Source organism: Pseudomonas sp. H3_E04 (assembly GCF_054668915.1).
Genome location: NZ_CP162797.1, coordinates 5,641,589 through 5,655,112, shown reverse-complemented (window position 1 = coordinate 5,655,112; position 13,524 = coordinate 5,641,589). Strand labels below are relative to the sequence as shown.

The 13,524-nt window shown below is 59.7% G+C and carries 10 protein-coding genes; all 10 read right to left on the bottom strand.

What is annotated here, in order from left to right; genetic code table 11:
• Nucleotides 1-219: 219 nt before the first annotated feature.
• Nucleotides 220-1,548, bottom strand: coding sequence for a tRNA lysidine(34) synthetase TilS (gene tilS, locus AB4N53_RS25325; protein ID WP_460124479.1), 1,329 nt, complete (start codon nucleotides 1,546-1,548; stop codon nucleotides 220-222).
• Between the two features lie 131 nt (nucleotides 1,549-1,679).
• Entirely contained in the window at nucleotides 1,680-2,627 is a 948-nt protein-coding gene (locus AB4N53_RS25320; RefSeq protein WP_108225216.1) for an acetyl-CoA carboxylase carboxyltransferase subunit alpha, read from the bottom strand.
• A gap of 139 nt (nucleotides 2,628-2,766) precedes the next feature.
• Nucleotides 2,767-6,288 (bottom strand): DNA polymerase III subunit alpha, encoded by a 3,522-nt coding sequence (gene dnaE / locus AB4N53_RS25315; RefSeq protein ID WP_460124476.1) that lies wholly within the window; start codon nucleotides 6,286-6,288, stop codon nucleotides 2,767-2,769.
• Nucleotides 6,289-6,364: 76 nt separating this feature from the next.
• The gene (gene rnhB / locus AB4N53_RS25310; RefSeq protein ID WP_016771466.1) at nucleotides 6,365-6,991 is read right to left on the bottom strand and encodes a ribonuclease HII; all 627 of its coding nucleotides are present in this window, start codon (nucleotides 6,989-6,991) and stop codon (nucleotides 6,365-6,367) included.
• Nucleotides 6,992-7,002: 11 nt separating this feature from the next.
• On the bottom strand, nucleotides 7,003-8,133 hold the full coding sequence (gene lpxB / locus AB4N53_RS25305; RefSeq protein WP_460124473.1) for a lipid-A-disaccharide synthase: 1,131 nt from the start codon (nucleotides 8,131-8,133) through the stop codon (nucleotides 7,003-7,005).
• A 2-nt stretch (nucleotides 8,134-8,135) separates the two neighbouring features.
• Nucleotides 8,136-8,912 carry an acyl-ACP--UDP-N-acetylglucosamine O-acyltransferase gene (gene lpxA / locus AB4N53_RS25300; RefSeq protein WP_016771468.1) on the bottom strand — a complete coding sequence of 259 codons (777 nt, stop codon included), beginning with the start codon at nucleotides 8,910-8,912 and terminating at the stop codon, nucleotides 8,136-8,138.
• Nucleotides 8,909-9,349 carry a 3-hydroxyacyl-ACP dehydratase FabZ gene (gene fabZ / locus AB4N53_RS25295; protein ID WP_016771469.1) on the bottom strand — a complete coding sequence of 147 codons (441 nt, stop codon included), beginning with the start codon at nucleotides 9,347-9,349 and terminating at the stop codon, nucleotides 8,909-8,911. The genes lpxA and fabZ overlap by 4 nt, the downstream gene beginning before the upstream one ends.
• A gap of 105 nt (nucleotides 9,350-9,454) precedes the next feature.
• Nucleotides 9,455-10,510 carry a UDP-3-O-(3-hydroxymyristoyl)glucosamine N-acyltransferase gene (gene lpxD / locus AB4N53_RS25290; RefSeq protein WP_460124470.1) on the bottom strand — a complete coding sequence of 352 codons (1,056 nt, stop codon included), beginning with the start codon at nucleotides 10,508-10,510 and terminating at the stop codon, nucleotides 9,455-9,457.
• 3 nt (nucleotides 10,511-10,513) lie between these two features.
• Nucleotides 10,514-11,017 (bottom strand): OmpH/Skp family outer membrane protein, encoded by a 504-nt coding sequence (locus AB4N53_RS25285; protein ID WP_003222140.1) that lies wholly within the window; start codon nucleotides 11,015-11,017, stop codon nucleotides 10,514-10,516.
• 45 nt (nucleotides 11,018-11,062) lie between these two features.
• Complete coding sequence (gene bamA, locus AB4N53_RS25280) at nucleotides 11,063-13,453, bottom strand: outer membrane protein assembly factor BamA (RefSeq protein ID WP_460124467.1); 2,391 nt, start codon at nucleotides 13,451-13,453, stop codon at nucleotides 11,063-11,065.
• Nucleotides 13,454-13,524 lie beyond the last annotated feature (71 nt).

Here is a 13,524-nt window from a genome sequence, read left to right as displayed (position 1 = left end):
AAGGCCGAAGCCCCCGATCACCTGCATTAATCACAGTGCACCTTTCGAAAAAACCGCCGCGTTGTGACAGACCGGCAGATGAAACACCGGTACGTTGCTCGCTACACATTTTTTGGAATCGCCCAGCAAAGACTGCTTGGTAATCGGCAACTCCTGCAATTCAGGCGAATCCACAGAAGTTGTATCAAGAAGGGAGCGTAGTCTACCGGAATGCTCCTTTCAGCTCAAACCTTGATCTTCGTCTGTTGGCTGCCAGTGCAATGTCCAGCCTTCGTCCATCTGACCAGCAAGACCCGACAGGTTCGCCACGGCGAGCAATTCTTCGCCACGAAACAGCAGCGGCAATCTGCCACGCACGAAGGCCGGTACCGCGCGCTCGTTGAGCAGACGCTTGAGATCACGGCTGCCGCGCTCGGCCAGTTGCATGACCTCACCGCCCTGCCGGTAGGCAATACGCAAAGGCCCGGATGGAGCATGTCCGTGGAGCATGACGCGTCCGTTATCCGGCAAGCGTAGCGCTGAAGTCGGGGTCTGCCAGTCGAAGCCGCTCACTGGCGTGCGCAACCAATTGCCGCTCAGCCACCAGACGCGACCGACGCTGCGGTGCAGCTCTCCGTCGGCCAGACGCCAGATCGGAGAAGCGTCGGCGCCGGCATTGCACAGCGTTGTCCAACCCGACCAATGGTCAGCATCTGGCAGCCGGGTCAACGGTTCGAGCCAGTGGCTGAGGGCATTTCGCTGGCGTGCGTCAGACAATGCCCTCAATGATGTCAACTCCAGGGATGGCACACCCAGCCAAGCGAATTCATGGACCGTTTCGGCTTGTGCGAGATCGATCTGCGCCAGCTCATCGAGCAAGCCCTGCGCCTCACGCAGATGCCCAGCCGTGCGCGCCATGCTCGCCTGCGCTTGCGGCCAGCGCTCGGTGAGAACCGGCATGACTTGATGGCGCAGATAGTTGCGCGAAAACTGCCGGTCCTGGTTCGACGGGTCCTCAATCCAGCGCAACTGATGCGCCTGTGCATAACTTTCCAGCTCGGCGCGGCTGACGTCGAGCAACGGTCGAACCAGCGTGCCCTGCCCCACTGGGCGCCGCTGCGGCATTGCGCCGAGTCCGCGTACACCGGCACCGCGCAACAGCCGAAACAGCAGCGTTTCCGCTTGATCGTCGCGGTGCTGAGCGGTCAGCAGCACGTCAGTGGCCTGTGTCAGTGAACTGAACACCGCATAACGCGCATCCCGCGCCGCCCGCTCAATGCTCGCCCCCGACTGCACCGTCACATGCTCCACGCGCAACGGAACATCCAGCGCATCGCAAACAGCCTGGCAATGTTGCGGCCACGCATCGGCCGCAGCCTGGAGGCCATGATGGATGTGGATGGCGCTTAGCGCTGGGAGGGATTGGCTTTTCGCCAGAGTGGCGAGCAGATGCAAGAGGACGGTGGAATCGAGACCGCCGGAGAAAGCGATGCGCCAGTGAGCGGCGTGGCGCCAGGGCTCAAGGTTCAGCAGAAGCCGTGAAGGCAAATCCATCGAACGCTGACTCATATCCGCCTCTATGCCCCAATCAAATGTGGGAGCGGGCTTGCTCGCGAAGGCGTCTCAACATTCAACACATTCGTCGACTGTGATACCGCTTTCGCGAGCAAGCCCGCTCCCACATGGGTATTGCGCTCGACTTAGAGACCGTAGCTCATCAGGCGATCATAACGGCGCTTGAGCAGCGCTTCGTTATCGAACTTCTTCAGCATCGCCAACTGCGAGCTCAGCTCGGCACGGATCGAAGCGGCGGCAGCAGCCGGATCACGGTGTGCGCCGCCCAGTGGCTCGCTGATCACCTTGTCGACGATGCCCAAGCCTTTCAGGCGCTCGGCAGTGATGCCCATCGCCTCAGCAGCATCCGGCGCTTTCTCGGCAGTTTTCCACAGAATCGATGCGCAACCTTCCGGCGAGATCACCGCGTAGGTCGAATACTGCAGCATGTTCAGTTGATCGCAAACGCCGATGGCCAGTGCACCACCGGAACCACCTTCACCGATAACGGTGGCGATGATTGGAGTCTTCAGGCGCGACATCACGCGCAGGTTCCAGGCAATCGCTTCGCTCTGGTTGCGCTCTTCAGCGTCGATGCCAGGGTAGGCACCCGGGGTGTCGATGAAGGTCAGGATCGGCATCTTGAAGCGCTCGGCCATCTCCATCAGACGGCAGGCCTTGCGGTAGCCTTCCGGACGCGGCATGCCGAAGTTGCGGCGGACTTTCTCGCGCACTTCACGGCCCTTCTGGTGACCGATGATCATCACCGGCTGATCTTCCAGACGGGCGATACCACCAACGATGGCAGCGTCGTCGGAGAAGTGACGGTCGCCGTGCAATTCGTCGAACTCAGTGAAGATGTGCTCGATGTAATCGAGGGTGTAAGGACGTTTCGGGTGACGCGCCAGGCGTGCGATCTGCCAGCTGGTCAGCTTGCCGAAAATGTCTTCGGTCAGCGTCTTGCTCTTGTCCTGCAGGCGGGAGATCTCATCGCCGATATTCAGCGAATTGTCATTACCGACCAAGCGCAACTCTTCGATCTTGGCTTGCAGGTCGGCGATCGGCTGTTCGAAATCTAGAAAATTCGGGTTCATAGGCGTCCGTCTTGGGTCGTGTCCCAAATGAGCTTGGGCCGGCCGGTTGTCTATTCGCGCCCTACCTTAAGGGAGAGGCGCGCTGAGGTCGAGATTAAAAATTCAGGTTGCGGGCAAGCGCAATGATGGCACCTGCCGGTCAACGGTATTGGAGGAAGACGTTGTCTCGCCCGAACTGGTCACGCAGGGCTTGAATCAACGTATCCGCCGGGTCGATCCGCCAGGTCTCGCCGAACTGCAGCAAGGTCTTCGCGTCGGGGCTGGTGTACTCCATGGTCACCGGGCATGCGCCGCGATGACGCTTGAGCAGTTCGCCCAACCAGCGTAGCTGATCGCCTTTCAAATCCTGGGTGTGCAGCTTCAGGCGCAGACTCTCGGCAAGATTGGTCCGCGCATCCTCCATGCTCATCACCCGCTTGACCCGCAGGCGCAGGCCGCCGGAGAAGTCGTCGTTGCTGACCTCGCCTTCGACCACCACCATCGCGTCGGTCTGCAGCAGCGACTGCGCCGAATGAAACGCATCGGCAAACAGCGACGCCTCGATCCGCCCGGAGCGGTCGTCGAGGGTGATGAAGCCCATCTTGTCGCCCTTCTTGTTCTTCATCACCCGCAGGGCAATGATCATCCCCGCCACGGTCTGCGTGTCGCGCGCCGGTTTCAGGTCGATGATGCGCTGGCGGGCGAAGCGGCGGATCTCGCCTTCGTATTCGTCGATCGGGTGACCGGTCAGGTACAGGCCCAGGGTGTCTTTTTCACCCTTGAGGCGTTCCTTGAGGGTCAGTTCCTTGGCCTTGCGATGGGACGCATAAACGTCGGCATCTTCTTCGACGAACAAGCCGCCAAACAGATCGGCGTGGCCGCTGTCGTGGGTACGCGCGGTCTGCTCGGCAGCCTTGATCGCTTCTTCCATCGCCGCCAGCAGTACCGCGCGGTTACGGTCGATGTTGGCTTGATAGGCCTTTTGCTCGTCGTGGAAATACGGGCCGAGACGATCCAGCGCGCCGCTGCGGATCAGGCCGTCGAGGGTGCGCTTGTTGATGCGCTTGAGATCGACCCGTGCGCAGAAATCGAACAGATCCTTGAACGGGCCGGCCTGACGCGCTTCGGTAATCGCTTCCACCGGACCTTCACCGACACCCTTGATCGCGCCGAGGCCGTAAACGATGCGGCCGTCGTCGTTCACCGTGAACTTGAACTCGGAAGTGTTAACGTCCGGCGCGTCGAGGCGCAGCTTCATCGTCCGCACTTCTTCGATCAAGGTCACGACCTTGTCGGTGTTGTGCATATCGGCCGAGAGTACCGCGGCCATGAACGGCGCTGGGTAATGGGCTTTCAGCCAAGCGGTCTGGTACGACACCAGACCGTAAGCGGCGGAGTGGGATTTGTTGAAGCCGTAACCGGCGAATTTTTCCACCAGGTCGAAAATGTTACCGGCAAGATCGGCGTCGATGCCGTTGGTCGCGCAACCCTCAATGAAACCGCCGCGCTGCTTGGCCATTTCTTCAGGCTTTTTCTTACCCATCGCCCGACGCAGCATGTCCGCACCGCCGAGGGTGTAACCGGCCATGACCTGGGCAATCTGCATCACCTGTTCCTGATACAGGATGATGCCGTAAGTCGGTGCCAGTACCGGCTTGAGGCCGTCGTACTGGTAGTCGGAGTGCGGATAGGCCAGTTCGGCGCGACCGTGCTTACGGTTGATGAAGTCGTCCACCATGCCCGATTGCAGCGGCCCCGGACGGAACAGTGCCACCAGTGCGATCAAGTCTTCCAGGCAGTCGGGCTTGAGCTTTTTGATCAGCTCCTTCATGCCCCGGGATTCAAGCTGGAACACCGCCGTGGTTTCTGCTTTTTGCAGCAGTTGGTAGGTCGGTTTGTCGTCCAGCGGAATAAAGGCGATATCGAGCGGCGGCTCGTTGACCTTGGCGCGGTCGCGATTGATGGTTTTCAGCGCCCAGTCAATGATCGTCAGCGTACGCAGACCGAGGAAGTCGAACTTCACCAGACCGGCGGCCTCAACGTCGTCCTTGTCGAACTGGGTTACCAGACCGTCGCCGGCCTCGTCGCAATAGATCGGCGAGAAGTCGGTCAGCTTGGTCGGTGCGATCACCACACCACCGGCGTGTTTGCCGACGTTACGCACCACGCCCTCGAGCTTGCGCGCCATCTCCCAGATTTCCGCCGCTTCTTCATCGACCTTGATGAAGTCACGCAGGATCTCTTCCTGCTCGTAGGCTTTTTCCAGGGTCATGCCGACTTCGAACGGAATCATCTTCGACAGACGATCCGCCAGGCCGTAGGACTTGCCCTGCACTCGCGCCACGTCACGGACCACAGCCTTGGCGGCCATGGAGCCGAAGGTGATGATCTGGCTTACCGCATTGCGGCCGTATTTCTCGGCCACATAGTCGATCACGCGGTCACGACCGTCCATGCAAAAGTCGACGTCGAAGTCGGGCATCGAGACCCGTTCCGGGTTGAGGAAACGTTCGAACAGCAGGTCATATTCCAGCGGGTCGAGGTCGGTGATCTTCTGTACGTAAGCCACCAGCGAACCGGCGCCCGATCCACGGCCCGGCCCCACCGGTACGCCGTTGTTCTTGGCCCACTGGATAAAGTCCATCACGATCAGGAAGTAACCGGGAAAGCCCATCTGGATGATGATATCCAGCTCGAAATTCAAGCGGTCGACATAGACCTGGCGCTTGGCTTCGTAGTCTTCGGTGGTGTCCTTGGGCAGCAGCACCGACAGGCGCTCTTCGAGACCTTCGAAAGAGACCTTGCGGAAATATTCGTCGATGGTCATGCCATCGGGAATCGGGAAGTTGGGCAGGAAGTGCGTGCCCAGCTTCACTTCGATGTTGCAGCGCTTGGCGATCTCGACGGTGTTTTCGATAGCGTCGGGAATATCGCTGAACAGCTCGAGCATTTCCTCGGCGCTTTTCAGGTATTGCTGATCGCTGTAATTCTTGGACCGACGCGGGTCGTCGAGGGCGCGGCCTTCACCGATGCACACACGGGTTTCGTGCGCGGCGAAGTCTTCCTGCTTGATGAAGCGCACATCGTTGGTCGCCACCAGCGGTGCGCCAAGCTTGTCGGCCAGCGCCACGGCGCCGTGCAGTTGTTCTTCGTCGTTGGGGCGGTTGGTGCGCTGGATCTCCAGATAGAAGCGATCCGGGAACACCGCCATCCACTCACGCGCCAGCGCTTCGGCTTCCGCCGGATTGCCGCCGATCATGGCCATGCCGATCTCGCCTTCTTTGGCGGCGGACAGCATGATCAGGCCTTCGTTGGCCTCCGCCACCCACTCGCGCTCGACGATGACCATGCCGTTGCGCTGGCCTTCAATGAAGCCCCGCGAGATCAGTTCGGTGAGATTGCGATACCCCTGAGCGTTCATCACCAGCAGGCTGAGGCGGCTCAGCGGTGCGTCCGGGTCCTTGTTCGCCAGCCACAGGTCGGCACCGCAGATCGGCTTGATCCCGGCCCCCATGGCGTTTTTGTAGAACTTGACCAGGGAACACATGTTGTTCTGGTCGGTGACCGCGACCGCCGGCATGTTCATGGCAGTCAGCGCTTTGACCAGCGGCTTGATCCGCACCAGCCCGTCGACCAGGGAGTATTCAGTGTGCAGGCGTAGATGAACGAATGAAGCCGGCATAGTGATCCTGTCCAGTTACATAGAGACAACGAGGCCCGGATTGTACCGGGCCTCGAATAAAACATCAGCCTTGCGCCTAAACCTGCGTCAGGCTTTCCCGCGCCTCGTAAGCCAGGCGCACCGGGGCGAACGAGCGGCGGTGAATCGGCGTCGGGCCGAGCCGCGCCAGTGCTTCCAGATGAACGGGCGTCGGGTAGCCTTTATGGCCGCCGATGCCGTAACCCGGGTAGATCAATTCGAATGCCGCCATCTCGCGGTCACGGCTGACCTTGGCCAGAATCGACGCCGCCGCGATGGCCGGTACCTTGCCGTCGCCCTGAATCACCGCCTCGGCGCGCATCGGCAAATGCGGGCAGCGGTTGCCGTCGATCATCGCCAGTTTCGGCTGGATGTGCAGACCGGCGACCGCGCGCTGCATGGCCAGCATGGTCGCGTGGAGGATATTCAGATCGTCGATTTCTTCGACTTCGGCGCGGGCGATGCACCAGCTCAGGGCCTTTTCGCAGATCTCGTCATAGAGCTTTTCGCGCTTGGCTTCGGTGAGCTTTTTCGAATCGTCGAGGCCGAGGATCGGCCGGTTCGGATCGAGAATTACCGCAGCTGTCACCACCGCACCGCACAACGGGCCACGACCGACTTCATCGACACCGGCAACCAGTTCTTCGACTTCGGCAACCAGAGTGAAATCCAGGCCCATTTGCATGCTTGTCTTGCTCATTGTGGTTTGCCGATCAGGTCAAGGACGGCTTGCGCCGCCTGATTGGAAGCATCGCGCCGCAGCGTGCGGTGGATCTCGTCGAAGCCGCGGGTCTGTTCCTCGCCGCCATCGATCAATGGCGACAGTGTCTGCGCCAAGGCCTCGACAGTCGCATCATCCTGCAACAACTCCGGCACCAGCAAGCGCTGGGCGAGCAAGTTGGGCAGCGACACGTACGGGCTCTTGACCATGCGTTTGAGAATCCAGAACGTCAGCGGCGCCAACCGATACGCTACCACCATCGGTCGTTTGTACAGCAGCGCTTCCAGGGTTGCAGTGCCGGAGGCGATCAACACGGCATCGCACGCGGCGAGGGCCAGATGCGATTTACCATCGAGTAGTGTCACCGGCAAATCCCGGCCGACCAGCAGCGCTTCGAGTTGCACGCGGCGTTCAGGATTGGCACAGGGAATGACAAAGCGCACGCCCGGACGCATGTCGCGCAGACGTTCGGCAGTGTCGAGGAACAGCGCGCCGAGGCGACTGACTTCACCGCCACGACTGCCCGGCATCAACGCCACCAGCGGACCGTCGGGCAAACCCAGCTCGGCGCGGGCGGCGGCGCGATCAGCTTGCAGCGGAATGGTATCGGCCAAGGTGTGGCCGACGAAACGCACCGGAACGCCTTTCTCTTCGTAGAATTTCGCTTCGAACGGCAGCAGGGTCAGCATCAGATCGCAGCCTTCGCGGATCTTCAACACCCGTTTCTGACGCCACGCCCATACCGACGGGCTGACGTAATGCACGGTCTTGATCCCGGCCTGACGCAGCTGGAGTTCGATATTGAGGTTGAAATCCGGCGCATCGATACCGATGAACACGTCCGGTCTGGCGGCGATCAGCGTGGCAATCAAGTCTTTGCGGCGCTTGAGCAACTCACGCAGACGACCAAGAACTTCGACCAGGCCCATGACTGACAAGCGCTCCATGGGAAAGTACGAAGTCAGGCCTTCGGCCTGCATCAACGGACCGCCGACGCCAATGAACTCGACTGCCGGGTTCTGAGCCTTGAGCGCACGCATGAGGCCAGCGCCGAGAATGTCACCGGAAGCCTCACCCGCCACCAGCGCAATACGCAGACTGGCCATGATCAGCGGGTGATGCCGCGAGTCGACGCTTGGATCGAATCGCGGAACACGGCGACTTCAGGGAACTGCGCAGACGGCTCGGCCAGTTCGGCCAGCGCCTGCTCGACCGTCAGGCCCTGGCGGTAGACAGTTTTGTAGGCGCGGCGCAGCGCATGAATCGCGTCTTCGCTGAAACCGCGACGGCGCATGCCTTCGAAGTTCATGCTGCGCGCTTCGGCCGGGTTGCCGAATACGGTGACGAACGCCGGAACATCCTTGCCGATCGCCGTGCCCATGCCCGAAAAGCTGTGGGCGCCGATGTGGCAGTACTGATGCACCAGGGTGAAACCGGAGAGGATCGCCCAGTCGTCAACGTGTACATGCCCGGCCAACGCAGTGTTGTTGACCAGAATGCAGTGGTTGCCGATGACACTGTCATGGCCGATGTGGGCATAGGCCATGATCAGGTTGTGATCACCCAGAGTGGTTTCCGAACGGTCCTGAACGGTGCCACGGTGGATGGTCACGCCTTCCCGGATGACGTTATGGTCGCCGATCACCAGGCGGGTTTCCTCGCCCTTGTACTTCAGATCCGGGGTGTCTTCGCCTACCGAAGAAAACTGGTAGATGCGATTGTGCTTACCAATGCGGGTCGGCCCCTTGAGGATCACGTGCGGCCCGATCACGGTACCCTCGCCGATTTCCACACCTGCGCCGATGATCGACCACGGGCCGACCTCGACGCCGTCAGCCAGAACGGCGGACGGATCGATGATTGCGCGAGGGTCAATCAAACTCATACTTTCTGTTCCGCACAGATGATTTCTGCCGAGCAGACCGGCTTGCCGTCTACCGAAGCCTGGCACTCGAACTTCCAGATCTTGCGCTTGCAGCTGATGAAGGTCGCTTCAAGGATCAACTGATCGCCCGGCTTGACTGGCTGGCGGAAGCGCAGCTTGTCGGAACCGACGAAGTAATACAGGGTGCCGTCGGCCGGTTTGACGTCGAGCATCTTGAAACCGAGGATCCCGGCAGCCTGAGCCATCGCTTCGATGATCAGCACGCCCGGCATGATCGGATGCGCTGGGAAGTGACCATTGAAGAACGGTTCATTGATGCTGACATTCTTGTAGGCGCGAATTCGCTTGCCTTCAGTGTCCAGTTCCACCACCCGGTCCACCAGCAGGAACGGGTAACGGTGAGGCAGGTATTCGCGAATCTCGTTGATGTCCATCATTCAGGGGAAAGCCTATGTAAAGATTGGGAGCGCGACTGACGCGCACTCCTCTAGCAAATCAAGGAGGCAGTCTAGAGGCTGTGCACACTTGATATGGAAATGGTATCAGCCATCAGATGAAGCATTGCCGTCAGGGGTCACTTCCCCTACGCGCTTTTCCAGCTGTTTCAACCGCCGCGCGATGTCATCGAGCTGACGGATACGGGCCGCGCTTTTGCGCCATTCGGCCGCCGGTTGCATGGCTGTACCGGAAGAATAGGCGCCCGGCTCGGTAATCGAGTGGGTCACCATGGTCATTCCGGTCAGGAAAACGTTGTCGCAGATATCAATGTGGCCGACCAGACCGACACCACCGGCGAGCATGCAGTGCTTGCCGATTTTGGTGCTGCCGGAAATGCCGACGCACGCGGCCATGGCGGTGTGGTCACCGACCTGGACGTTGTGTGCGATCTGAATCTGGTTGTCGAGCTTGACGCCATTGCCAATCACGGTATCGGCCAGAGCGCCGCGGTCGATGGCGGTGTTCACGCCGATCTCGACATCATCGCCGATGGTCACACCACCGATCTGGGCGATTTTCTGCCATACGCCTTTTTCGTTGGCGAAGCCGAAGCCCTCACCGCCGATCACTGCGCCGGACTGAATAACCACACGCTTGCCGATGCGCACATCGTGATACAGCGTCACGCGCGGAGCCAGCCAGCCGCCTTCACCGATTTCGCTGCGCGCGCCGACCACGCAATGCGCGCCCAGCGTGACCTGTGCAGCGATGCGTGCACCGGCTTCGATCACCACGAACGGACCGATGCTGGCACTCGGGTCAACCACCGCGTCCGCCGCGATCACCGCTGTCGGATGAATCCCGCCAGCCGCTTTTGGCTTTGGATCGAACAGATGCGAGATGCGCGCATAGGCCAGGTAAGGGTCCGGCACCACCAAGGCATTACCTGCGAAACCTTCGGCGTCGGCTTCCTTGAGCAGCAGTGCAGTTGCTTGAGAACCGGCCAGGTATTTGCGGTATTGGGGATTTGCCAGAAAGCTCAACTGAGCTGGGCCAGCCTCTTGCAAAGTGGCTAGCCCAGTAATTTGCGTCTCGGGGTCGCCACGCAGGGTGGCGCCGAGGTGCTCGGCCAACTGGCCGAGCCTGATAGTCACGGTCATGGGTTACTTCAGCTGATTCATGCGCTCGATAACCTGGCGCGTGATGTCGTACTGAGGTTTGACATCGATGACTGCGCCACGCTCGAATACCAAGTCAAAACCACCTTTCTTGATGACTTCTTCCACGGCGCTGTCCAGCTTCGGCTTCAGCTGCTTGAGCATCTCGCGGTCAGCCACGGCTTTGGCTTCGTTCAGTTCCTTGGACTGGAACTGGAAGTCACGGGCCTTTTGCTTGAATTCCAGCTCCAGACGCTCACGCTCGCCCTGCTGCATCTTGTCGCCACCGGCCATCAGACGATCCTGAATGCCTTTGGCGCTGCTTTCCAGGGTTTTCAGCTTGGTCAGCTGCGGGCCGAACTTCTTCTCGGCATCCACGGCGTACTTCTTCGCCGCGTCGGATTCCAGCAGTGCCATCTGATAGTTCAGCACGGCAATTTTCATGTCGGCGAACGCCGGGCCTGCCACCAGTACGGAGGCCAGGAGAACCAATTGAGTCAACTTACGCACGATGCACTCCTACAAAATCCATTGTCGTTATCTTGGGTCAGACGCTTAGAACGTCTGGCCGAGGGAGAATTGGAACACTTGAGTTTCAGCGTCATCCGGTTTCTTGACCGGCATCGCCAGGGCGAAGCTCAAAGGCCCCAGTGCGGTGACCCAGGTCACGCCGACACCTACGGAACTGGCCATGTTGCTCAGGCTGATGTCGTTGCACTGAGTGCTGGACGTCGAACCCGCGCTCGCGTTGGTCGTCTTGTCGCACTTGGAATCAAATACGTTACCCACGTCCCAGAACACCGAGGTCCGCAGAGAACGCTGATCTTTCACGAACGGCAGCGGGAACAACACTTCAACGCCACCTTGAATCAACACGTTACCACCGAATGGCAGCGGATCCTGATCCGGATCGGCAAGTGTACCCGAGTTACCCGTTACAGCTGCACCGCGGCTCGGTGTACTGCGTGGACCCAGCGTGCTGTCCTTGAAGCCACGTACGGAGTTAAAGCCACCCGCATAGTAGTTTTCATAGAACGGCAAGCCGTCGGTCGAACCGTAACCGTCGCCATAACCCAGTTCGGTGTGCAGGCGCATGGTGTAGTTTTCAGTGATCGGCTGGAACAGCTGGCCACGGTAATCAAGCTTGAAGAAGGACAGGTCGCTACCCGGGATGGTGGTTTCCAGAGTCAGGCTCTGGGACCGGCCACGGGTCGGCAGCACGCCTTTGTTCAAGGTGGATTCGGACCAGCCGGCAGACGCCTTGAAGTTCAGGTATTTGTCGCCTTCCTTGTTAACGAAGTCGAAAATCTCGTCGACGGTGTAGCTACCGGTACTGATTTCGTCCTGCTGAACGGAAGCACCGAAGGTCAGACGCGAAGTCTCACTGATCGGGTAGCCGACGTTGACACCGGCGCCCAGGCTGTCTACCGCGTAGCTCGAAAGATCGGTGTCGAGTTCGTCGTAGTCAGTGGTGCGATAGAACGCGTTGTAACCCAGGCTCACGCCATCGGCGGTCCAGTACGGGTCCACGTAGCCGAAGTTGTAGCGGCTCTGGTATTCGCTGCGCGTCAGGCCGATGCTGACGCGGTTACCGGTGCCGAGGAAGTTGTTTTGGGTGATCGAACCACCGAGGATCAGACCGGCACTCTGCGCGAAACCAACGCTGGCGGTAATCGAACCGGAAGCCTGTTCTTCAACGGCGTAGTTGACGTCAACCTGGTCATCGACACCTGGCACGGCCGGCGTTTCAACGTTGACTTCCTTGAAGAAGCCCAGACGCTCCAGACGGGTCTTGGACTGGTCGATCAGGTAGGTCGAAGCCCAGCCGCCTTCCATCTGACGCATTTCCCGACGCAGCACTTCGTCCTCGGACTTGGTGTTGCCACGGAAGTTGATGCGGTTGACGTAGGCACGCTTGCCCGGATCGACAGCGAAGAGGATGTCCACAGTGTGGTCATCATCGTGCGGCTGAGGCACGCCGTTGACGTTGGCGAAGGTATAGCCCTCGTTGCCCAGACGACGGGTGATCAATTCAGAGGTGGTGGTCATCAGCTTGCGCGAGAACACCTGGCCTTTCTGCACGAGCAACAGCGACTTGACCTGATCTTCAGGGACTTTCAGGTCACCGCTGAGCTTGACATCACGAACGGTGTACTTCTCGCCTTCGGTGACGTTGACGGTGATATAGACGTGCTTTTTGTCCGGGGTAATCGATACCTGGGTCGAAGCGATGTCCATGTTGATATAGCCGCGGTCCAGATAGTAGGAACGCAGACGCTCCAGGTCACCGGAGAGTTTTTCGCGGGCATATTTGTCATCGTTCTTGAAGAACGACAGCCAGTTGGTGGTTTTCAGCTCGAACAGGTCGGTCAGGTCTTCCTCAGGAAAAACCGTGTTGCCTACCACGTTGATGTGCTGGATGGCGGCGACGGTACCTTCGTTGATCTTCACCTTCAGACCCACGCGGTTACGCGGCTGCGAAACCACTTCGGTGTCGACAGTAGCCGAATAGCGCCCCTGGGCGACGTACTGACGTTGCAGTTCGTTACGCACACCCTCGAGGGTGGCGCGCTGGAAGATCTCGCCTTCGGCCAGACCGGATTGCTTGAGGCCCTTCATCAGGTCTTCAGTAGAGATGGCCTTGTTGCCTTCGATCTCGATACTGGCGACCGATGGACGCTCGACCACGGTGATGACCAGAACGTTGCCTTCGCGGCCCAGCTGGATATCTTGAAAGAAACCGGTTTTGAACAACGCACGAGTGGATTCCACCAGGCGACGATCATCCGCCTGCTCGCCGACGTTCAACGGCAAGGCACCAAAGACGCTACCCGCGGAGACCCGCTGGAGGCCATTGACGCGAATATCAGAGATAGTGAAGGACTCGGCGTGAACTTCGGCGATCATCAATACGGTGAGAACCGCAGTTAGCAGCAGACGTTTCATGAAGTCCTTTCTTATTCCAACTGGCAATAAACAAACTGCCGCAAAATGCGGCAGATTCGCAATTCAGCGAA

Coding starts and splice junctions, on each gene's coding strand:
- tilS (WP_460124479.1), bottom strand. CDS start 1,548: ATGAGTCAGCGTTCGATGGATTTGCCTTCACGGCTTCTGCTGAACCTT.
- AB4N53_RS25320 (WP_108225216.1), bottom strand. CDS start 2,627: ATGAACCCGAATTTTCTAGATTTCGAACAGCCGATCGCCGACCTGCAA.
- dnaE (WP_460124476.1), bottom strand. CDS start 6,288: ATGCCGGCTTCATTCGTTCATCTACGCCTGCACACTGAATACTCCCTG.
- rnhB (WP_016771466.1), bottom strand. CDS start 6,991: ATGCAAATGGGCCTGGATTTCACTCTGGTTGCCGAAGTCGAAGAACTG.
- lpxB (WP_460124473.1), bottom strand. CDS start 8,133: ATGGCCAGTCTGCGTATTGCGCTGGTGGCGGGTGAGGCTTCCGGTGAC.
- lpxA (WP_016771468.1), bottom strand. CDS start 8,912: ATGAGTTTGATTGACCCTCGCGCAATCATCGATCCGTCCGCCGTTCTG.
- fabZ (WP_016771469.1), bottom strand. CDS start 9,349: ATGATGGACATCAACGAGATTCGCGAATACCTGCCTCACCGTTACCCG.
- lpxD (WP_460124470.1), bottom strand. CDS start 10,510: ATGACCGTGACTATCAGGCTCGGCCAGTTGGCCGAGCACCTCGGCGCC.
- bamA (WP_460124467.1), bottom strand. CDS start 13,453: ATGAAACGTCTGCTGCTAACTGCGGTTCTCACCGTATTGATGATCGCC.